The organism is Ochrobactrum sp. RH2CCR150, from assembly GCA_014138095.1.
GTDB classification, from domain to species: domain Bacteria; phylum Pseudomonadota; class Alphaproteobacteria; order Rhizobiales; family Rhizobiaceae; genus Brucella; species Brucella gambitense.
Genome location: JACGXE010000014.1, coordinates 35,950 through 57,709 on the forward strand (window position 1 = coordinate 35,950; position 21,760 = coordinate 57,709).

The following is a 21,760-nucleotide window of genomic DNA, read 5'->3' on the forward strand; positions in this document are numbered from 1 at the left end:
TGCTGATCCTTCCAGCTTGGACACCACACTTGCTCGCATTTGCTTGTATGGATGTCCAGGCTGAAGTCGGCCCTTAGTAATGGACCGACAACGAGTCGATCAATGTAGCCTTGGGCGGGGCGAATTTTGTCAGATTTATTCCCTCAACGGCGGAACGATATTCTTCCACACTAGGCGTACGGCCGAGGATCGCCGACAGTACTACCAGCGGTGTGGAGGCGAGAAGCGATTCACCCTTCTTTTCCGCAGTGTCTTCAACGACGCGACCCTGGAACAGGCGGGTTGAGGTCGCGAGAACCGTGTCGCCCTTCTCGGCCTTTTCCTGATTACCCATGCAGAGGTTGCAGCCCGGACGCTCGAGATAGAGAATGTTCTCGTATTCGGTGCGGTTTGCGGTTTTCGGCTTCAGATCGTCGAATTCGAAGCCCGAATACTTCTGCAGTATTTCCCAATCACCTTCGGCCTTCAGTTCGTCGATGATGTTGTAGGTCGGCGCAGCAACCACGAGCGGTGCCTTGAACTCAACCTTGCCCTGTTCTTTTTCGAGGTTCTTCAGCATCTGGGCAACGATCTTGATGTCGCCCTTGTGAACCATGCACGAGCCAACGAAGCCGAGGTCCACCTTCTTGGTGCCGCCATAATAGGAAACCGGACGGATCGTATCATGGGTATAGCGGCGCGAGACGTCGGCATTATTGACGTCCGGGTCGGCGATCATCGGTTCGTCAATCAGGTCCAGATCGACGACGACCTCTGCAAAATATTTCGCATTATCGTCTGGCTTCAAGGCTGGCTTTTCTCCCGAACGGATTTCCGCGATGCGGGCATCCGCCTTGTCGATCAGGCCTTGCAGCGTGCGGGCAGCATTGTCCATACCCTTGTCGATCATGATCTGGATACGCGACTTGGCGATTTCCAACGACTCGATCAGCGTCTCATCTTCGGAGATACAGATCGACGCCTTGGCCTTCATCTCGGCCGTCCAGTCAGTGAAGGTGAAGGCCTGATCGGCATGCAGCGTGCCGATATGCACTTCGATAATGCGGCCCTGGAAGACGTTGTCGCCGTGCTGCTTGAGCATCTGAGCCTGCGTGGCATGGACCACGTCGCGGAAATCCATATAGGGCTGCATCGTGCCCTTGAAGGTGACCTTGACCGACTGCGGGATCGGCATGGTCGCTTCGCCGGTGGCGAGCGCCAGAGCCACGGTGCCCGAGTCCGCGCCAAAGGCAACACCCTTGGACATGCGGGTATGGCTGTCACCGCCGATGATGATGGCCCAGTCGTCCACGGTGATGTCGTTCAGCACCTTGTGGATGACGTCCGTCATTGAATGATAGACGCCCTTCGGGTCACGTGCAGTGATGACGCCGAAATTGTTCATGAAAGACATCAGCTTCGGAATGTTGACCTGAGCCTTCTTGTCCCAGACCGACGCCGTGTGACAGCCCGACTGATAAGCGCCATCCACAAGTGGCGAAATGGTGGTAGCCGCCATCGCCTCAAGTTCTTGCGCAGTCATAAGACCGGTCGTGTCCTGCGAACCGACGATGTTGACCGTCACGCGCACGTCGGAACCGGCATGCAACACCTTGCCAGGCGTTACGCCAACGGCGTTGCGATTGAAGATCTTCTCGACAGCCGTCAGACCCTGACCTTCAATCGAGAGTTCCTTGTTCGGAGCAAAAACCGGCGTCGCCTCGACACCAAGCGTCTGGGCTGCGAAAGTCTGCAGCTTCTTGCCGAAGACGATAGCGTAAGAGCTGCCCGCCTTCATGAATTCCATCTTCTGCGGTGTGAACGAGGAAGCGACATCGACCAGCTCGTTGCCAGCTTCATCACGCAGCTTCTTGTTCTTGGCGTCGATCTTCAGCACCGTTCCGGTCTCGACCGAGAATTTCTGCTCGAGGATCGGGTTACCGTCATTGTTAAGGATCGGCTTGCCGTTCTCATCGAGCTTCTTGACCCAGTTCTTCAGGTTGATGCCAATGCCGCCGGTCACGTCGACAGTGGTTGCGAAGATCGGCGAAATGCCGTTGGTACCAGCGACAACCGGGGCGAAGTTGACGAATGGCACATAGGGGCTGGCCTGCTTGCCGGTCCACAGTGCCACGTTGTTGACGCCGGACATGCGCGACGAGCCGACGCCCATCGTGCCTTTTTCGGCGATCATCATCACGCGCTTGTCGGGATGCTGCTTTTGAAGTGCTACAATTTCCTGCTGTGCTTCAGGCGTGATCATGCACTGACCATGAAGCTGACGGTCGGAGCGCGAATGTGCCTGGTTGCCCGGGGAAAGAAGGTCGGTCGAGATATCGCCTTCTGCGGCGATGAAAGTTACGACCTTGATTTCGTCTTCAACGTCCGGGAGCTTTGTGAAAAACTCTGCCTTGGCATAGCTTTCGAGAACATCCTTGGCGACGGCACTGCCTGCCTTATAGGCATCGCGAAGGCGGAACATGTCAGCGTCGTAGAGGAAGACCTGAGTCTTAAGAATCTCGCCAGCCTTCTCAGCAATCGCGGCGTTGTCTCCAAGCGTGATGTCGAGCAGCACTTCCACCGAAGGCCCGCCCTTCATGTGCGACAGAAGGTCGAGGGCAAATTCGGGCGTGATTTCCGGGACGACGGTTTCGCCCAGTACAATTTTCTTCAGGAATGCAGCCTTGGCGCCAGCCGCACTCGTCGTGCCCGGCAGCGTATTATAGATGAAGAAATGCAGGGCGTCTTTCCGATGCTCGCTGCCAGCGTCCTCGATCAGCGCGATGATTTCACTGGTGAGCCTGCCATCGTCAATCGGCTTGGGAGCAAGCCCTTGTTTTTTTCTGCTTTCGATTTCAGCCAAGTAATCCAGATAAAGATTCATCGCAATTCCAACATCTTGAGGCTTGAGGTGCCGAAATGCACCGCTATTGAACGATATTTCCAATCGACCCGGGGTTTGAGTACGCCAACATTGGCCGCATGACAAGATACTGAATTTCAATAAAACTGGTGTTTCTTACTCAACTTTTATCGACTAAAAAACGAGAGCATACATCTTCTATTGGACTGGATTTATGGAAACCGAAGAATTCACCCCGCTTGGCTTTTCTGATCTGACCAGCGACGAAGCATTTATCGTTTCTGTGTTTCGATACTGGCAATCTTGCGGCTCAACGCCCAGGGAAGCTGAAAGTAGCTTGGTCGACATGCTGAAATATGATCGGCTGCATAGTGGTCTCCTTTTGTTGTTCGACCTTTTCAGAATGCTTCCAGACCAACATAGCCGACAACCGACGACCGACAGCGCCCTGTTGACCACGGTTGAGGAGGACTTGTTGGACGAAATCGGTTCCTTCAACGGCGAGCCCAAGCGAGGCGTCCGGGCGTTTCAGCAAGTCCTGGAAGGAGCAGGCGCGACCGTTCGGCCTACGTCGCAGATCTCACGCTCCGGTTACGACCAACTTGTAGAGGTTATTGACCGGAAGACAGCGAAGGTGTTCGACGTGCTTTACCCTGGTTACATAGCAAGCTGAATTCCAAGACAGAACCGCCCGCCAACGCCGGGGACTATATACAGCATCAGTTCGTCGCGATTCACCAGCGAAGTTGAACTGATCCCCTCTCATCTGGCAAATTTCAGCGTGGCTGCGGCCCCGTATAGCGGGATTGCGGTCGGATCAACCGTCCCGTGCGCTCCTGTTCCAGCACATGCGCGGTCCATCCTGCCATACGGCCAGCAGCGAAGACATTGGTAAAGCTATCACGCGGAAAACCCACAGTTTCCAACACCAGTGCAGTATAGAACTCAACATTCGTTTGCAGAGGGCGAAGCGGCTTCTTTTGCTTCAGGAGGGCCAATGCTGCCTCCTCCACTTTGCCCGCGAAAGAAATGCGAGCGGAGCCCTCCTTGAGGGTAGACAGAGCCCCCTTCAGCACGTCGGCTCGTGGGTCACGAACACGATATATACGATGACCAAAGCCCATCAGGCGCTCCCCGCGAGCCAGCGCATCCTGCAACCAAGGCTCGATATTTGCATCGGTTCCAATCGCGTCCAGCATATCAAGCACCGGGCCCGGAGCTCCACCATGGAGAGGTCCTTTCAAAGCGCAGAGCGCACCGACAACCGACGAAAGCAGCCCGGCTCCCGTCGAGGCAATCACACGGGCGGTGAAAGTCGAGGCGTTCAGCCCGTGATCGGCAACTGTGGTCATGTAAGTATCGAGCGCCCTCACCTTCTCCGGCGAACGCTGCACACCGGACAGCATCCGCAGGAAATCTGCCGAGTGCGCGAGTGCGCCATTAGGTGCAATTGGGGCGAGTCCTTGTTTGTCGCGAATGATTGCTGCGGTGAAAACCGGGACAGCAGCAACAGTGATGATGTGATGTGGCATCTTTTCATTATCTGGCAGCGCCGACAGGAGAAGACGCAGTGCCTCGACCGATGAGAGGCGCGAAAGAGCTGGCAGCAAAGGTTGCATCAGCTCAAAGACGCGTTGCCGTGCCATGCCCAATTGATAGAGAATGTCCCGTGCAGTGACTACTGGCGAGATCTGCTCCTGCCAAAGCAATTCCAACACCTGCTCGAAAGACCAGTCGGCAAGTTCCGCGAGGTGATGGCCTCGGATCACAAGCTCGCCTGCCTGTCCGTCCACATGGCTCAGCATGGTCTCCGCCGCGACGACATCATCAAGGCCAAAAGCCGAAGTTTGGCGAATAATAGCGGGGGTTGCGGACATGTCATTCTCCTCGGTTCGATGCGAATACGCTTGAGGATGGCGGAGCGCACATATATGGTCAATCTTGATTCATGTAATCAATACGAGATCAAAAATGCAGCACGCCGACAAGTTTATAACCGCTGATCGCGCCTCTGCTGAGCTTGGTGTCAGCCGGGCAACGCTCTATGCCTATGTGAGCCGTGGGCTGATCCGTACAAGTATTGCTTCCGATGATCCCCGCCGCAAACTCTACAGCACGCATGACATTGAGGCGTTGAAGAAAAGGAAGGCCGTGGGACGGCGGCCGGGACAGGTAGCTGCCAACGCACTTGATTGGGGACTGCCCGTTCTGGAATCGGCCATTACCGAAATCGCGGAAGGCAGCCTGTGCTATCGGGGTCACAACGCTCTTGATCTCTCCGAGAAAGCGACCTTGGAAGAGGTGGCTTGCCTGTTATGGAATTGCGGTGACGCTGACCCCTTTGCCGATGCAAAGGCAACCCCGCCACCTTGGCCATGGCCAATTCTTGACCTTGCAAACAATCTGCCGCTCACAGAACGGTGCCAGACGCTTCTTCCCCTCGTTGAAGCGGGTCGCCTCACCACATGGCGGCGCGACAATCGACGTCTATGGCCTGGCGCAGCGGTTATATTGCGGGCTATCGTCGGAGCCTGCACTTCAAGCCAACCAAATACCAAACCGGCCCACCTGTTTCTCGCAGATGCTTGGCAAACGGATGAACTGGGCGCTGATCTTATCCGTCGCGCACTGGTCCTTCAGGCAGATCACGAGCTTAATGCATCAGCATTTGCCGTGCGGGTTGTTGCTTCAACGGGCGCTTCTCTGGGCGCATGCCTGAATGCGGGGCTTTCTGCACTGAGTGGCCCTTTGCACGGTGGAATGACGAGCCTTGTCGAACTGCTATTCGACGAATTGGACAACGATGGCGATATAGAACGGGTGATCGAAGAACGTCTGCGGCGAGGTGAAACCATCCCCGGCTTTCATCATCCGCTCTATCCGGACGGTGATCCGCGCGCGACTGGCCTGCTTCCCTATCTTCCACCGAATGCAAGAAGAGACGAATTTCTGCAGATAATGAATGACACCGCCGGGCAATTGCCCACCTGTGATGTGGCACTGGTGAGCCTACGGCGAAGTCTCAATTTGCCTCGCGGCTCCGCATTGGCAATTTTTGCCATCGCGCGAACTGTTGGTTGGATAGCTCATGCTCTGGAACAGAAGCTGGACGACAAACTAATCAGGCCACGGGCCCGCTATGTCGGACAATAAAGGTCAACTTTCAGATTGGCGGTCGATTAGGCCCCGAGAGCAAGCATTCCGCGCCAAACGCGAATTGTTCAGCAGGGTAACTGATTATGAGTCAAGAATTTAAACCCGTATCGGTCTCCAGGGTTCGGTTGCAAACATTCATTTCGCACGGAGCACGATTGATCTGCAGGCGCAATTATGCCGCGGGCGCTGAGAATTGCTTTCCCGGGAAAGCAGTGCGGTTGAGTCGAAATTGCCTTGCAGCTTCCGCATTATGTAAAGGAGCCCAGTACCGGCGAGCGCTAGGCTTGCAGCGGCATCGAACTCGAAGCCGAGCATGGATCTCATCCGGCGTTTGATATACTCATGATCCTGCTCAATGATATTGTGCATGTATTTGTTGGACCGGATCGTAATAGATTTCCCAACCTAAGGCGCCTTCTGTTCGACGGCGCCAATTTCCTCCAGCTTCTGCCGTTTCGCGTCCTTTGGCCGGGTTTAGCCATTTCTCTAACCGTTCTTAATGTCAACTACGTTCGGGGACGTCATCCGTTATGCGCTCGTTTCACATTCCATCAAACGGTGAACGGGCTGGCAATGATCGCGCAAACGGGAGCGAGAAAACTAGGCCCGGCACTATGTTGCAAATTCATTTTTGCCTCTTAATCCGCCATTTTAGATTAAAAAATAGTCAATAAATAAAATGATTAATAAATAGACTTTTGGCTATTGCCAAGCCGGTTTCTCTACGGCAACAATGGCGCATGAAGCGCCCGGACCTCACCATTCTGATCATTGACGAGAACGCCATTCGCTCCTCGATCATCGAGGAAGGATTGCGCGAGGCGGGCCACGGTAAGGTCGTCGTTATCAATGAGATGCACGGCGTTGCCCGGATGGTTGAAACACTCAATCCAGACGTGATTGTCATCGACATCGAGAACCCCAACCGTGACATGATGGAGCATCTGTTCCAATTGACGCGCACAATCAGCCGCCCAATCGCCATGTTTGTCGACAGATCCGATACGGCCTCCATCGAGGCGGCCGTTGAAGCAGGTGTCTCTGCCTATATCGTGGACGGATTGAAGAAGGAGCGCGTAAAGCCCATCCTTGATATGGCGGTCAGTCGCTTCAATGCCTTCAGCCGTCTGCAGCGAGAACTGGCGGATGCCAGATCTGCGCTGGAGGAAAGAAAAGTCGTTGAGCGCGCCAAGGGCATTCTCATGAAGATGCGAGGCCTTTCCGAAGAAGACGCATTTTCGCTACTTCGGCAAACCGCCATGAACGAAAAAAAGAAAATGTCGGACATTGCCCAAAGCATCGTGACCGCAGCCGGGCTGCTCATGAAATGACATGTGAACTTAAACCCTGGGCAAACAATTCCGGGAGCATGAGCGAATGAACATACCGACCAGAATTGTTGAAACGGGCAGCAGCCTTGCCAAGCCTGCCGGCATTGCGGGCAAAGAAATCAAGATATTGCGCGCGGGCTTCATTCCGCTTGTTGACGCAGCCGTGCTAATCGCTGCTGCCGAATTTGGTTTCGCAAGGATTGAAGGTCTGAGCCTGGATCTTGTCAAAGACGTTTCCTGGGCCAACGTTCGTGACCGACTGGCTTTTCGACAGTTCGATATTGCGCACATGCTGTCGCCGATGCCCGTGGCGTCCATGCTAGGGCTGGGATCCAACCCATCACCAGCGATTACGCCTTTTTCTTTGGGGCGAGGTGGCAATGCGATTACGCTTTCAACACGGCTTTACGAGAAAATGCGCGCAACCGCCAGTCTGGCAGAAACCGCAACTGCGCTTGAAAATGCGCAGGCACTCGCTTTGGTCGTGCGGGACATACAATCGCGTGGCGAACCACTTTTAAAACTCGCCATTACCTACCCTTTTTCGCCACACAACTATGAATTTCGCTACTGGCTGGCAGCAGGCGGCATCGACCCCGACAATGATGTAAAGCTTGTCGTGGTACCGCCACCCCTAACCTCGGATGCACTGGCGACCGGTGCCATCGATGGCTTCTGCGTCGGCGCGCCGTGGAACATGGTGGCCTCCGAACGCGGCACCGGGCGCATTGTTGCCGCCAAGCAGGACATCTGGCCGTCAGCGCCCGAAAAGGTCATTGGCATGCGTCCGGAATGGGCCGAAACTCATCCCGAAACCGTGTCTCGCCTCATTGTCGCTCTCGACAAGGCGGCACGCTGGTGCGACAGCATCGAAAATCACGACGCGCTGGCCGAAGTTCTGGCGGACGATCATTATCTTGGCGTGTCTCAGAAGGTCGTCCGCAACGTGCTAGCAGGAACGTTTAATCTCGACTCGCAAGGCAATCACCGCGTTATCGAGCATTACTTCACCTTCCATACCGATTTTGCCAATTGCCCCCGCCCCAATGATGCGATGTGGATCTATAGCCAAATGGTGCGCTGGGGGCAGATAGAGGCATCGCAATCGGCGCAGCAAAAAGCGGCTCAATCCTACCGACCGGACCTCTATTGTACGGCCCTTGGCATTTCGCATCCGCCCTTCGAAGGGAATGCCGTTGAAGGCATCAGCACTAAGGACCGCTTCATGGATGGCCGAGCTTTCGACCCGTCGGACATAGAGACTTACGTGCAAGGATTTGATGTGCGACGTGAGACCTCTACGGGGCGGAGTGTGTCGGAAGATTGAGCTGTTAATGCCCAAATTGATTGCACAACAGACGGCATATCCTGTCATAAGCGCCTAAACTACAGTCAGAAGCATATCGACATGGAGCAGAGACTGTCCATTTTCTCGCCCCTTTAAACTTCGTATTTTCAATCACTTGCAAAACTTTTAGAAATCTGGCACGCTTCTTGCTTGTTAAACTTATGCACCGGTCAACGGCGACTGGAGCAACAAGCGAGCCATATACCGCTCCTGTCACGACACCGACGTCGCAAGGAATTGCACCGCGAACTCAACGTTCGAGGATGCGATCTCCAGGCGGCGTTTTTTTGTGTCCGGATTCGAGGCAGCGGAACGAACAGTCACCAAGGCCAGCATAGGGGAAGCCAGCTGATGACAACGCATAAGAAGGCAGAAACCAGAACCGGCATCACCCGGCGTAGCATTCTGAAGACCAGCGCCACTGCTGCTCTTTTCACCGCAATTCGCTCGACCTTTCCCGGCGGAGCCTTTGCAGCCAACGGTGGACCCGAAGTCAATGGTGCCAAGCTCGGCTACATCGCACTAACCGATGCGGCGCCGCTGATCGTGGCCAAGGAAAAGGGCCTGTTTGAAAAGCACGGCCTGCCGGATGTCGAGGTCGCCAAGCAGGCGTCCTGGGGCGCAACACGTGACAATCTCGTGCTGGGCGGCGCGTCAAACGGCATCGATGGCGCGCACATCCTTTCGCCGCTTCCATATCTCATCCATACCGGCAAGGTAACGCAGAACAACCAGCCAGTACCAATGGCCCTGCTGGCGCGACTGAATTACGACAGTCAGGCTATTTCGGTTGCCAAAGAATATGCCGATACCGGTGTCCAGCTGGATTCATCCAAATTGAAGGCGGCCTTTGAAAAGAAGAAGGCGGACGGCAAAGAGATCAAAGCCGCGATGACCTTCCCCGGCGGCACACACGATCTGTGGATCCGCTATTGGCTCGCCGCAGGTGGCATTGACCCCGACAAGGACGTTTCGACCATCGTTGTCCCACCACCGCAAATGGTCGCCAACATGAAAGTCGGGAATATGGATCTGTTCTGCGTCGGTGAGCCATGGAACGAGCAGCTGGTCAACCAGGGTATCGGCTTCACAGCAGCGACGACAGGTGAAATCTGGAAACATCATCCGGAAAAAGCGCTCGGCATGCGCGCCGACTGGATTGAGAAAAATCCGAATGCCGCAAAAGCCCTACTCATGGCTGTAATGGAAGCCCAGCAATGGTGCGAAAGCATGGACAACAAGGCGGAAATGGCAGACATCCTTGGCAAACGTCAATGGTTCAACGTGCCGCCGAAGGATGTGCTGGGTCGTCTCAAGGGCGACATCAATTACGGCAATGGTCGTGTTGTGCAAGGCACCGACCTGCAGATGAAATTCTGGGCGCACGGCGCATCCTATCCGTTCAAAAGCCACGATACCTGGTTCATCGCGGAAAACATCCGCTGGGGTAAATTCGCGCCTGATACGGACATCAAGACACTGGTCGATCAGGTCAATCGCGAAGATATCTGGCGCGATGCCGCAAAGGATCTCGGCGTCGCAGCGGCGGATATTCCAGCTTCGACGTCACGCGGCAAGGAAACGTTCTTCGACGGCAAGGTCTTCGATCCGGAAAACCCTTCTGCCTATCTCGACAGTCTCGCGATCAAGGTTGCGTCCTAAGTCAATCTGGGGCGCGCAACCAGCGCGTCTCCCTCCCTTTCGAAGAGGAGCGCTACATGTCCGCCGTGCTGAAAGATCAAACCGTCGTTACGCCGCTAACACCAAAAGCGACAAAGACTGCCGTAAATGTCGTCCGGCTAGCCCAGCAGCCCAGATCTGGCCTCGATATAAGTGCGCTGGCGCGCGGTGCCGTGCGTAACATCGCACCGCCGTTGGTGGTGCTGGCCGTACTGCTGGGTATCTGGCAACTCCTTTGTGCCGCCCCTGACGCATCCTTGCCTGCACCATCCAAAGTCTGGGAGGATAGTTATGATCTGATCGCCTATCCCTTCTTCAATTATGGGTCTCAGGATATCGGGCTTGGCTGGCGCGTGCTCGTCTCGCTGGAACGTGTCGCCTACGGCTTTGGCCTCGCTGCTATTGCCGGCGTTGTGATTGGCGCGGTCATCGGCCAGTCAGTATGGGCGATGCGTGGCCTTGATCCGATCTTTCAGGTGCTGCGCACTGTACCGCCGCTGGCTTGGTTGCCCTTATCGCTTGCTGCGTTCCAGAACGCCAATCCGTCAGCGATTTTCGTTATCTTCATCACTTCAATCTGGCCGATCATCATCAACACCGCGGTCGGCGTGCGCAATATTCCGCAGGATTATCGCAACGTCGCCAAAGTGCTGCGCCTCAACCAGTTTGAGTTCTTCTTCAAAATCATGTTGCCATCGGCTGCACCCTATATCTTTACCGGCCTCCGGATCGGCGTCGGCCTCTCCTGGCTTGCCATCGTAGCGGCCGAAATGCTGACCGGCGGCGTCGGTATCGGGTTCTTCATCTGGGACGCGTGGAACTCCTCACGTCTGTCCGACATCATCGTCGCCCTCGCCTATATCGGCTTTGTCGGCTTCGCGCTCGACAAGCTGGTCGCAGCAGCCGGTCGACTTGTCACGCGCAATGCGTCTGTAAGCTAAGGAGAAGAGATATGAACGCTTATCTCAAGCTCGACCATATCGACAAAGATTTCGACCGCTCGGAAGTCCTCAAAGACATCAATCTTTCGATCTCCAAGGGTGAATTCGTTTCCATCATCGGCCACTCCGGTTGTGGAAAGTCCACGCTTTTGAACCTGATTGCCGGGCTGACGCCAGTCTCATCCGGTGCAGTCCTGCTCGAAAACAAGGAAGTCAATGCACCGGGGCCTGAACGGGCCGTGGTGTTCCAGAACCATTCGTTGCTACCCTGGCTGTCGGTTTACGAGAACGTCAATCTTGCGGTGACGAAGGTTTTCCGGTCCAGCAAGACCAGAGCTGAACGGCATGACTGGGTCATGACCAATCTCGACCTCGTCCAGATGGCGCATGCAAAAGACAAGCGCCCGTCAGAAATTTCCGGCGGCATGAAGCAGCGCGTTGGCATCGCCCGTGCATTGGCTATGGAACCGAAAATACTGCTGCTCGACGAGCCTTTTGGCGCACTGGACGCGCTGACCCGCGCCCATCTTCAGGATGCAGTCATGGAAATCCACGCCCGGCTTGGCAACACGATGGTGATGATCACCCATGATGTGGATGAAGCGGTCCTGCTCTCCGACCGCATCGTGATGATGACCAATGGTCCGGCGGCGAAGATAGGCGAAGTGCTCGATGTCGCTATCCCGCGCCCGCGCAATCGCATCGAGCTGGCCTCCGACCGCACCTATCTGAAATGCCGCGAGGCTGTTTTGAAGTTCCTCTACGAGCGTCATCGCTTCGTAGAAGCTGCGGAGTAATCCTATGGCTGAGAAACTCGTTATCATCGGCAATGGCATGGCGCCGGGCCGCATGCTGGAGCATTTGTTCGAGCAGGCACCGGACCGGTATGAAGTAACCATTTTCAACGCCGAGCCCCGTGTCAATTATGACCGCATCATGCTCTCGCCAGTCCTCTCCGGCGAGAAGACCTATGAGCAGATCGTCATCCATGGTGATGGCTGGTACATCAAGCACGGCATCACGCTCTATAAGGGCCACAAGATTGTCGCCATCGACCGCGATGCCAAGACCGTGACATCGGATCATGGTGTAACGGAAAGCTATGACAAGCTGGTGATTGCCACAGGTTCAGTGCCTTTCATCCTTCCTGTGCCGGGCAAGGACCTGCCCGGTGTCATCAGCTACCGCGATCTGGACGATGTTGATGCAATGCTGGTCGCCGCCCAATCGCGTGAAAAAGCCATCGTCATTGGCGGCGGGTTGCTGGGGCTGGAAGCGGCGGCAGGCCTTGCCCAGCGTGGCATGGATGTGACGGTGCTGCATGTCATGCCCACATTGATGGAACGCCAGCTCGATCCCGCCGCCGGCTATCTGCTGCAGCGTGCCGTCGAGGAGCGCGGTATCAAGGTCATCTGCAAAGCTAATACCAAGGCCATTATCGGCAACGGCAAGGTTGAAGGCGTCGAGCTTGACGACGGCACCCTTATACCTGCCACACTGGTGGTGATGGCCGTCGGTATTCGCCCCAATGTAGGTCTGGCGAGAGAGGCCGGTTTGGACGTCAATCGTGGTATCGTCGTGGATGCTGGGATGCGGACATCCGATACCAGCATTCTATCGCTGGGCGAATGTGCGGAAGTAGGCGGCATGGTCTACGGTCTTGTCGCTCCGCTTTACGAAATGGCACGTGTCGCCGCCTCACATCTGGCAGGCGACAACACTCCGTCCTTTACCCATTCCGACACGCCGACCAAGCTGAAGGTCACAGGCATTGACCTCTTCTCGCTGGGCGATTTTGCCGATGGTCCGGACCGCGAAGAGATCGTGCTGCGCGATGCGACTGCGGGCATCTATAAGCGGCTTGTGATCAGAGAAAACCGGATCATCGGTACCGTCCTCTATGGAGAAACGGCCGACGGTGCCTGGTTCAACGATCTGAAGAAAAAGGCGACCGATATTTCGGCAATGCGCGATACGCTGATCTTCGGACAGACCTATCAGGGAGGAACCCCGCTGGACCCTATGGCGGCCGTTGCAGCCTTGCCGGATGATGCGGAAATCTGCGGCTGCAACGGCGTTTGCAAGGGTAAAATCGTCTCGACGATAAGCGAAAAGGGCCTGACCTCTCTCGATGACGTGCGAGCTCACACAAAGGCGTCCGCGTCTTGCGGTTCGTGTACAGGTCTGGTCGAACAACTTATGACGCTGACGCTTGGCGACAGCTACAATCCCAAGACGGTGCAACCCATGTGCGGCTGTACTGATCTCGGTCATGACGAAGTGCGCAGGCTCATCAAGGCGAAGAAGCTCAAGACCATTCCCGCCGTCATGCAGGAGCTGGAATGGAAAACATCATGCGGTTGCGCCAAATGCCGTCCGGCGCTTAACTACTACCTCGTCTGCGACTGGCCCGATGAGTATGCCGATGACTACCAGTCGCGTTTCATCAATGAGCGTGTGCACGCCAATATCCAGAAGGATGGCACCTATTCCGTCGTGCCCCGAATGTGGGGCGGCGTGACCAATTCGAGCGAACTGCGCGCCATCGCCGATGTAGTGGACAAGTTTGCCATTCCGATGGTCAAGGTTACAGGTGGACAGCGCATTGATCTGCTGGGAATCGAAAAAGACCAGTTACCAGCGGTCTGGTCAGATCTCGGCAAGGCGGGCTTCATCTCCGGTCAGGCCTACGCCAAGGGATTGCGCACGGTGAAAACCTGCGTGGGCTCGGATTGGTGCCGGTTCGGCACGCAGGATTCTACAGGTCTTGGTATCCGCATCGAGAAATTCATGTGGGGGTCGTGGACCCCTGCCAAGCTGAAATTGGCGGTCTCCGGTTGCCCACGCAACTGCGCGGAAGCGACCTGCAAGGACATCGGCGTCATTTGTGTGGATTCCGGTTTCGAAATCCACTTCGCCGGCGCCGCCGGTCTCGATATCAAGGGCACGGAAGTTCTGGGGCTGGTGCCAACCGAAGACGAAGCGCTGGAGCATATTGTGGCGTTGACGCAGATGTATCGCGAGCAGGCCCGTTATCTGGAACGCATCTATAAATGGGCCAAGCGCATCGGTCTTGATGAAATCCGCCGCCAGATCATGGACGATCCGGACAAGCGCCAGACCTATTACGACCGCTTCGTCTTTTCCCAAAAATTCGCACAGGTCGACCCATGGTCCGAACGTGTCTCCGGCAAGGACAAACACGAATTCAAGCCCATGGCTGTTTTGACCGCGGAGGCTGCTGAATGAACGAGATGGTCAGGAACTGGATTGCCATCGGCACAATGGATGACATCCCCCGTCAGGGATCGCGTTGTGTAAAAAACGGGCCAACGACGATTGCGGTCTTTCGCACGTTCGACGACCGTCTGTTCGCCATCGAGGATCGTTGTCCTCACAAGAATGGCCCGCTCAGTCAGGGCATTGTTCACGATGATTGCGTGACCTGTCCGCTGCATAACTGGGTCATCAATCTTGCGACTGGCAAGGCGCAGGGCGCCGACGACGGTGCCACGCGGACGTTTCCCGTCAAGCAGGAGGGCGACACCATTTACCTCGCGCTTGCCATCTGAATGAACCGACACTGGTGCAATCAACCAACAAGAGGAGATAGCATGTTGCGCAAAAGCGACGTCACCGATTTGATCTATGAGAAAAAGCGGCTTGCCGGTCTGACCTGGGCATCGATTGCCGAAGGTATAGGCATGAGCGAAGTGTTCGTCACTTCGGCCTGTCTTGGCATGAATGCCTTACCACGTGACAAGGCGGACAAGTTGGTGATCAATCTCGGTCTACCCCAGGAAGCAGGCGTCGTGCTGGCGGAGTATCCGACCAAGGAATGGGACCGCACTGTTCCGACAGACCCTTGCATCTATCGCCTTTACGAAATCGTAGGGGTCTATGGCCCGACGCTGAAGGAACTCATTCAGGAAAAGAGCGGCAACGGCATCATGAGCGCCATCGATTTCGAGATGAGCGTAGACAAGGTGCCTAACCCGAAGGGTGAACGCATCGAAATCCGCATGAGCGGCAAGTTCCTCTCCTACAACAGCTGGTAAGGCAAACACGCTCCACGCTTGCGATTTCGATAAGGGGTTCGAATTGACGACGATCACCGAAACAAAGACCACCTGCCCCTATTGCGGCGTCGGCTGCGGCGTAATCGCCAAGGTGGATGAAGCCGGTGCAGTATCAGTTAAAGGCGACCCCGATCACCCGGCTAATTTCGGACGATTGTGCTCGAAAGGTTCAGCCCTTGCAGAGACCATTGATCTCGATGGTCGGCTGCTCTTTCCTGAAATCGATGGCCAGCGTGCGGACTGGGACCGGGCGCTCGATCTTGTGGCCCAGAGATTTTCGAAGACGATAGCTGAACACGGGCCAGATTCTGTCGCCTTCTACGTATCAGGTCAGTTGTTGACCGAGGATTATTATGTCGCAAACAAGCTGATGAAGGGCTTTATCGGTTCGGCAAACATCGATACGAATTCGCGTCTTTGCATGTCCTCATCCGTGGCGGGGCATCGCCGCGCTTTCGGTGCCGATACGGTGCCCGGCACCTATGAGGATATTGAACTTGCCGATCTGGTGGTGTTGACCGGCTCCAATCTCGCCTGGTGCCATCCAGTGCTTTATCAAAGGCTTGCCGCAGCAAAGGCGTTGCGACCGCAGATGAAAATTGTCGTCATCGATCCACGTCGAACGATGACCTGTGACATTGCCGATCTGCATCTGGCAATTCGCCCGGATGGTGATGTCGCGCTCTTCATGGGACTGCTCGCCCATTTGGTGAAGAGTCCTGCACTCAACATGAACTATGTCAATGCGTATACATCCGGTCTGGGAGTAGCCGTCGAAGCAGCCGCAGCGATTGATACGGAAAGCCTGGTCGAGCGCACGGGCCTGTCTTCAGCCCAGCTTGGAGAATTCTTCCAACTCTACGAGGCGGCTGAAAATACGGTCACCTGCTACAGTCAGGGGGTCAATCAGTCATCCTCGGGAACCGACAAGGTCAATGCCATCATCAATTGCCATCTGGCAACCGGCAGGATCGGGCGCCCCGGAATGGGGCCTTTTTCACTGACCGGGCAGCCTAATGCTATGGGCGGTCGTGAAGTGGGCGGTCTCGCCAATATGCTCGCTGCCCATATGGCCATCGAAAATGCCGACGACCGTGACCGCGTGCAGCGTTTCTGGTCCTCACCCACCATTGCTACAAAGCCCGGATTGAAGGCCGTCGATATGTTCCGTGCGGTGGCGGACAGAAGCATCAAAGCACTGTGGATCATAGCCACCAATCCGGTTGTATCCATGCCGGATGCTGATGCCGTTGAAGCGGCGATAAAGGCGTGCCCCTTTGTAGTCGTCTCTGACATTATTAAGGACACCGACACAACGCGCCACGCTCATGTGCTGTTGCCATCGCTTGGCTGGGGCGAGAAAGACGGTACCGTCACCAATTCGGAACGACGCATCTCCCGGCAACGGGCGTTTCTGGCAGCCCCGGGTAATGCCAAGCCAGACTGGTGGCAGCTTGCGGAAGTGGCGCGTCGTATGAACCATGAGGAACAGTTTACCTATAAAGACCCCTCTGCCATCTTTTTCGAACATGCCGCTCTTTCTGCTTTCGAGAACGATGGCAGCCGCGATTTTGATATCGGGGCAGTCCGAAACGGTACACCGTCACAATACGACGCCATGACGCCTTTCCAATGGCCGCAGCCTTCGCAAGGCACCAGCACACCAGCGCGCTTCTTTGCAAAAGGGGGCTATTTTCATCCCGACCGGCGCGCCCGCTTTGTGGTCACGGCACTCCCGGATACTGACCGCACAAGCGCCGTTTTCCCGTTTGCACTCAACACGGGTCGCATCCGCGATCAGTGGCATACAATGACGCGAACAGGCAAAAGCGCGCGGCTTTCAGCTCATATTGCAGAACCATTTGCCGAGCTTCACCCGCGCGACGCCACAGAACTTGGCGTCATCAGCGCCGGACTGGTGGAAATCGAAAGCCAATACGGTAAAGCCATCGTGCGCGCACTTGCGACAGAACGTCAGGCGCGAGGTAGTGTCTTTGCTCCGATGCACTGGAACGATCAATCTTCTGCCTGCGCCCGTATTGATGCTCTGGTCGCGCCGGTCGTCGATCCGATTTCAGGCCAACCGGCTTCTAAAAATGTGGCAGTGGCTTTAAGGCCCTTTCACGCTGTCTGCTACGGTTTTGCAATTTCGCTCGCAAAACCATCAGATGTTGACTGCGATTACTGGGCATTGGCGCGTGCTGACGGCGGCTGGCGGTTAGAGTTGGCCTCGCTCACGGAGGTATTCGATTGGGTGCAGTGGTGCCATACCCATCTTAGTATTCCAAAAGCAATTGACCCGATCGGCTATACGGACAACGCAACCGGCGAGACGCGGCTTGCGTTCTTTGACGGCTCAAGATTACTTGCAGCGCTTTTCATCGCACCACAACCGGTTTCAGTTGCACGCAACTGGGCCATCCAGCAATTGACTGTCGCCCATGACAATTTGCGCAAGCGCTTTACCATCGTTGCAGGCCGTCCTGGCATCAACACGCCGGACCCTGGCGCAACGGTTTGCTCATGCTTCGGCGTGGGCATCAATCAAATTGTCGCTGCCATTCACTCCGGTTGCCATAGCGTCGAAGCCATAGGCAAAAAACTCAACGCCGGAACCAATTGCGGCTCGTGCCGCGCTGAAATCAGGGAGATCATCAATGGGTGTCTCACGAACGCAGCAGAGTGAAGCCTTTACGCGCATCGCGCCACTGGCAAAACTTCCGGTATTTTGGGCGCTGGAGGGAAGACGCTGTATCGTTTCCGGCGGTTCCGATGCCGCCGCATGGAAGGCAGAATTGCTGGCGGCCTGTGGGGCTCATGTCGAGGTTTATACCGATGCACCCGACGACATGATGCGCGCATTGGCCAACAGTCCCCTGTTGCATGCAAAAGCGCGCATATCGCTAATGCTGAGGCCATGGCGAGATACCGATTTGTGTGGCGCTACTATCGCGATTGCTGATTGCCACGATGAAGGTGAAGCCTCGGCCTTTCATACAGCCTGCAAACGGGCAGGTGTTCCCGTCAATGTCATCGACAAACCGCAATACTGCCAATTCCAGTTCGGATCGATCGTCAATCGCTCGCCGGTTATCGTAGCTATCTCGACGGATGGCGCAGCGCCTGTTCTGGCGCAAGCGATCCGCCGTAAGATCGAAGCGCTTTTGCCAGCATCGCTGAAAGACTGGGCACAACTTGCACAAAACCTACGCACCCGTATCGCCTCGATGTTGACGACCGCAACGGCGCGTCGCCATTTTTGGGAGAACTTTACTGATAAAGCCTTCTCGGAACCATGGACCAGCAACTCGGAAACCGATCTGCTCGCGGTTGCTTCGCAGGAAGTATCAGATACAGGCAGTGTACAAGTCTTTACCGTCGATCCGCTAGATCCCGAACTGATGACGCTCAAAGCCATTCGCGCACTGCAAGCCGCCGACATTATCTATTTTGAGAAGGACATCGTTCCAGCAATATTGGAATTCGGACGGCGCGAAGCCAGACGTTATCGAATTGGAGATATATCCGGTCAGATATCCATGCTAAATCAATACCGTATTGTTTATCTGAAATCGGAAAAGGGCACTTAGGACAGTAATTTTCGTAACAATACTTCGTAAGCAAATATCATATTCGCCTTTCTCATATGACGTGCTCGCTAAACTGGAGATAGGCGATCAATGCCCCTCCAGACAAAGCAATCAGTATCGCCGGAAAGATGACCTGCCTGATTAACGTGGAGAGCAGCCAGCCAGTAGTCGCCACGAATCCGCTATAAAACAAACCAAAGTCTGAAACGGACAGCGCCATAGCGGTAATACAGATCGGGCTTGCAAACATCATCAGCATCAGATCCGCGTTCTCGTAACGGGGATGCAACGAGAAGACCCCGGTAAACATATGCCAGGTCAGACCAAACGAAATGCTGAGTAAAACCGCCAGAAGGATCGAATGTGACACGAAAGACACCCTATTTTGTTTACATTTAAACAAGCAGGTTTCGTGCCAGATTTGGGGCATTGGAATCGATTATGTGCGTTTGACCGAGCGTGCGTCAGCAAAGAGCCGATTTCTCTGGTTCGCACGGACTCTTGTTCCGAGCCTTTTCAATTTTATCTTTGTAACTACATTTTTCCGAGGCGACGTTGCCCATATTCTTGACAAAATCTGCAGCTTACGAGCAGAAGTACCAGGTTCACCTTTCCGCGAAAAAGAAAGCTGTCAAAGGCATGTCGATGAATTGCGGAACGCACTTCATCAGTTGATAAAACAGAGAAGAGCGTTGCATTCAGCGCAGTTTTCGTTCGGGTTCAGCAAAATGACGGGCTGCGAAACGCATGAGCCGCCCTGTCCATAATGCTGGTCATTGAGCCATCTATATTATCGCGACGCCAATTGTAGCTATCAGAGCCCTTCACGATCCAAGTCATGCCACCTTTCGCGTCGGTCATCTTTGAGGTGATCTCTGGCTTCTGCGAGTTCGCCGTCTAGTGTACAGCCTAGTCGAGCAACCTAACCTCTTGTGAGATTTACGTGAAAATTGATCGCATAACTTCGAAGTTATATATTTATATATCCAAAAGTATTTCTTATCGTAAGTTGAATATACCATAGCAATAACTTGAATAATTTTTAATTTATACGAAAAACATATTTATATTAATATTTTCTATATTCTATGTTATTTACTGAGATAAATCTCCTATTTGGAGTTGCCATTCGTATAAAACATGACTAAATGACTCATATTTCTGAATGTTTCTTTGGATCGGGTCGTATGTCTTCGATGAATGCCGTTTTTGAACGTTTCTTTGTGCGGGAACGTTCGCGTCTGAAACGGTTTGCGATAAAACTTCTCGGCAATGCGCACGACGCCGACGACATTCTGCAAGAGACCTACATCAAGCTCTCGTCACGCGAACTATCGGATGGTGACAGGGGATTAGTCGTTCGAACTCTGACCACATTAGCTTTTGATCACATTCGCAGTCGGAGGGTTCATGACACAGGTGGCAAACCAGCGAGTGACAAGATTTTCGTGGAACACATTCAGCCTGAACGCATCGTTTCGTCGAAACATGACCTCGCAGTTCTTCTCGAAGCGATAAATCATCTTCCGCGTCGCCGTGCACAGATATTCCTGCTGGCGCGCGTAGATGGCATGACTTATGGGCAAATCGCACAAACACTTCATGTTTCGCTCAGCACGGTCGAGAAAGAAATGGCTGCGGCCATAGCTTTTTGCCATAAGTGGCAGCAGTCGCATGGCTGATCGCGATTCATATGTCCTAAGGTCAAGTAGCGAAAGTATGTTGAAATCTGGCAACCACGAAAAGTCGAAAGACGTGGCAATTGACGAAGCCGCGACGTGGTTTGTCCATATGACTAGTGATCCGGTTACGGAGGATACACGACGCTTGTTTCAATTGTGGCTTCAAGAAAGCCCCACCAACCCGGACGCTTATGAGAGCATTTGCAATCTGTGGGGTGAGTTGCACGTACCGGCTCAAATCGTAGCCGGATCAAGCCGTCACAGATTGGGTTGGATGGCGGGCTTTTCCTCACATCAGACCTTGAAATGGGCAGCCGCCGCAACTGTGGCCGCATTGTTCATTGGCGCAGCCGCTCTCTGGCGCGACGAGGGTTTGATCACCCGCGGATTCGCGGACTATGCCGCCGCACCCGGAGCCCACCGTGAAATTGCACTTTCAGATGGAACCGAGATTTATCTGGACGGCGACAGCGCCATCGACACGGTGTTTTTGGCGGATGAGCGCCACGTGAAATTGATCCGTGGCCGTGCATGGTTTAACGTCGCACGAGATGAGGATCGACCGTTTTACGTCGAAACGCAAAACGCAACAGTCCGCGTTCTCGGGACGGTGTTTACTGTTGATATTGAGAAAAGCGATTCAACGACGATCAGCGTGGAAAGCGGCGCGGTGTCTGTACGCTCTTTAGCCGGACCGCAAATCAAGCTTGGCGCGGGCGATATTGCTGCCGTTTCGTCAGTTGATTTTCACAAGCTGGAAAATGCCGACATCGACACAATGAGTTCCTGGCGGCGCGGGCTCATTATTATGAATCAGACTCCACTCGAAACCGTCTTGTCGGAAATTTCGCGTTACACGACGGGGCGAATTGTTGTCTCGGATCGAAACATCAATATTCTTCAGCTTTCAGGTGTCTTCCGTACAGACGATACCGATGCAATATTCACTGCACTTCAGTCAGTGCTTGGTCTCAAAGTCAAAAGAATCCCTGGCTTTCTCACATTTGTTTATCGCTGAAATACTTCAGATAAAAACTGCGGAATATTTTTACGGGTTTTCCCGGTCCCATCCGTTCTTTGCATGAAGGGCCCCATGCCCATGCAATTGAAC

At 54.6% G+C, this 21,760-nt stretch carries 17 protein-coding genes and 2 pseudogenes; 15 read left to right on the forward strand and 4 right to left on the reverse strand.

The features are described 5' to 3' along the window. Nucleotides 1-73: 73 nt before the first annotated feature. Nucleotides 74-2,863 (reverse strand): bifunctional aconitate hydratase 2/2-methylisocitrate dehydratase, encoded by a 2,790-nt coding sequence (locus FHW03_RS21075; RefSeq protein ID WP_182522415.1) that lies wholly within the window; start codon nt 2,861-2,863, stop codon nt 74-76. A 193-nt stretch (nt 2,864-3,056) separates the two neighbouring features. Here FHW03_RS21075 and FHW03_RS21080 point away from each other — a divergent pair, with 193 nt between their 5' ends. After that, nucleotides 3,057-3,515: a hypothetical protein gene (locus tag FHW03_RS21080; RefSeq protein WP_182522416.1), complete on the forward strand. Its 459-nt coding sequence runs from the start codon at nt 3,057-3,059 to the stop codon at nt 3,513-3,515. A 103-nt stretch (nt 3,516-3,618) separates the two neighbouring features. Here FHW03_RS21080 and FHW03_RS21085 read toward each other — a convergent pair whose 3' ends face one another. Further along, a complete protein-coding gene (locus FHW03_RS21085; RefSeq protein ID WP_182522417.1) occupies nt 3,619-4,719 on the reverse strand; it encodes a citrate synthase/methylcitrate synthase in 1,101 nt (366 codons plus the stop codon). A 94-nt stretch (nt 4,720-4,813) separates the two neighbouring features. On the opposite strand from FHW03_RS21085, the gene FHW03_RS21090 reads away from it, so the two are divergent. Beyond that, nucleotides 4,814-5,995, forward strand: coding sequence for a citrate/2-methylcitrate synthase (locus tag FHW03_RS21090; RefSeq protein ID WP_210277358.1), 1,182 nt, complete (start codon nt 4,814-4,816; stop codon nt 5,993-5,995). A gap of 138 nt (nt 5,996-6,133) precedes the next feature. On the opposite strand, the pseudogene FHW03_RS21095 reads toward FHW03_RS21090, so the two are convergent. Further along, nucleotides 6,134-6,400, reverse strand: a pseudogene (locus tag FHW03_RS21095) (hypothetical protein); the annotation flags it as partial. Between FHW03_RS21095 and FHW03_RS26115 the strand changes: the two are divergent. From FHW03_RS26115 to FHW03_RS21145, 11 genes and pseudogenes are all read left to right on the forward strand, one after another. Next, nucleotides 6,395-6,560 (forward strand): annotated as a pseudogene (locus FHW03_RS26115) (ABC transporter permease); the annotation flags it as partial. The pseudogenes FHW03_RS21095 and FHW03_RS26115 sit on opposite strands and share 6 nt — an antisense overlap. Nucleotides 6,561-6,738: 178 nt before the next feature. Continuing rightward, a complete protein-coding gene (locus FHW03_RS21100) occupies nt 6,739-7,329 on the forward strand; it encodes an ANTAR domain-containing response regulator (RefSeq protein WP_182522419.1) in 591 nt (196 codons plus the stop codon). A gap of 46 nt (nt 7,330-7,375) precedes the next feature. Beyond that, nucleotides 7,376-8,656, forward strand: coding sequence for a CmpA/NrtA family ABC transporter substrate-binding protein (locus FHW03_RS21105; protein WP_182522420.1), 1,281 nt, complete (start codon nt 7,376-7,378; stop codon nt 8,654-8,656). Between the two features lie 372 nt (nt 8,657-9,028). Further along, the gene (locus FHW03_RS21110; protein ID WP_182522421.1) at nt 9,029-10,339 is read left to right on the forward strand and encodes a CmpA/NrtA family ABC transporter substrate-binding protein; all 1,311 of its coding nucleotides are present in this window, start codon (nt 9,029-9,031) and stop codon (nt 10,337-10,339) included. Nucleotides 10,340-10,395: 56 nt separating this feature from the next. Then, a complete protein-coding gene (ntrB, locus tag FHW03_RS21115) occupies nt 10,396-11,298 on the forward strand; it encodes a nitrate ABC transporter permease (RefSeq protein WP_182522422.1) in 903 nt (300 codons plus the stop codon). 11 nt (nt 11,299-11,309) lie between these two features. Further along, on the forward strand, nt 11,310-12,095 hold the full coding sequence (locus FHW03_RS21120; protein ID WP_182522423.1) for an ABC transporter ATP-binding protein: 786 nt from the start codon (nt 11,310-11,312) through the stop codon (nt 12,093-12,095). Nucleotides 12,096-12,099: 4 nt separating this feature from the next. Beyond that, nucleotides 12,100-14,547, forward strand: coding sequence for a nitrite reductase large subunit NirB (gene nirB / locus FHW03_RS21125; protein WP_182522424.1), 2,448 nt, complete (start codon nt 12,100-12,102; stop codon nt 14,545-14,547). Continuing rightward, the gene (nirD, locus tag FHW03_RS21130) at nt 14,544-14,870 is read left to right on the forward strand and encodes a nitrite reductase small subunit NirD (RefSeq protein WP_182522425.1); all 327 of its coding nucleotides are present in this window, start codon (nt 14,544-14,546) and stop codon (nt 14,868-14,870) included. Before nirB ends, nirD begins: the two co-directional genes overlap by 4 nt. Before the next feature lie 42 nt (nt 14,871-14,912). Beyond that, a complete protein-coding gene (gene cynS, locus FHW03_RS21135; RefSeq protein WP_182522426.1) occupies nt 14,913-15,356 on the forward strand; it encodes a cyanase in 444 nt (147 codons plus the stop codon). Between the two features lie 52 nt (nt 15,357-15,408). Further along, the gene (locus FHW03_RS21140) at nt 15,409-18,063 is read left to right on the forward strand and encodes a nitrate reductase (protein WP_182522475.1); all 2,655 of its coding nucleotides are present in this window, start codon (nt 15,409-15,411) and stop codon (nt 18,061-18,063) included. Continuing rightward, nucleotides 18,035-18,967: an NAD(P)-dependent oxidoreductase gene (locus FHW03_RS21145; protein ID WP_182522427.1), complete on the forward strand. Its 933-nt coding sequence runs from the start codon at nt 18,035-18,037 to the stop codon at nt 18,965-18,967. The genes FHW03_RS21140 and FHW03_RS21145 overlap by 29 nt, the downstream gene beginning before the upstream one ends. A 52-nt stretch (nt 18,968-19,019) precedes the next feature. On the opposite strand, the gene FHW03_RS21150 is transcribed toward FHW03_RS21145, so the two are convergent. Then, complete coding sequence (locus tag FHW03_RS21150; protein ID WP_182522428.1) at nt 19,020-19,337, reverse strand: hypothetical protein; 318 nt, start codon at nt 19,335-19,337, stop codon at nt 19,020-19,022. 817 nt (nt 19,338-20,154) lie between these two features. Here FHW03_RS21150 and FHW03_RS21155 point away from each other — a divergent pair. Both FHW03_RS21155 and FHW03_RS21160 read left to right on the forward strand, forming a co-directional pair. Beyond that, on the forward strand, nt 20,155-20,649 hold the full coding sequence (locus tag FHW03_RS21155) for an RNA polymerase sigma factor (RefSeq protein ID WP_182522429.1): 495 nt from the start codon (nt 20,155-20,157) through the stop codon (nt 20,647-20,649). Next, nucleotides 20,642-21,667, forward strand: a complete 1,026-nt coding sequence (locus tag FHW03_RS21160) for a FecR domain-containing protein (RefSeq protein WP_182522430.1) — start codon at nt 20,642-20,644, stop codon at nt 21,665-21,667. Before FHW03_RS21155 ends, FHW03_RS21160 begins: the two co-directional genes overlap by 8 nt. Nucleotides 21,668-21,760: the final 93 nt, after the last annotated feature.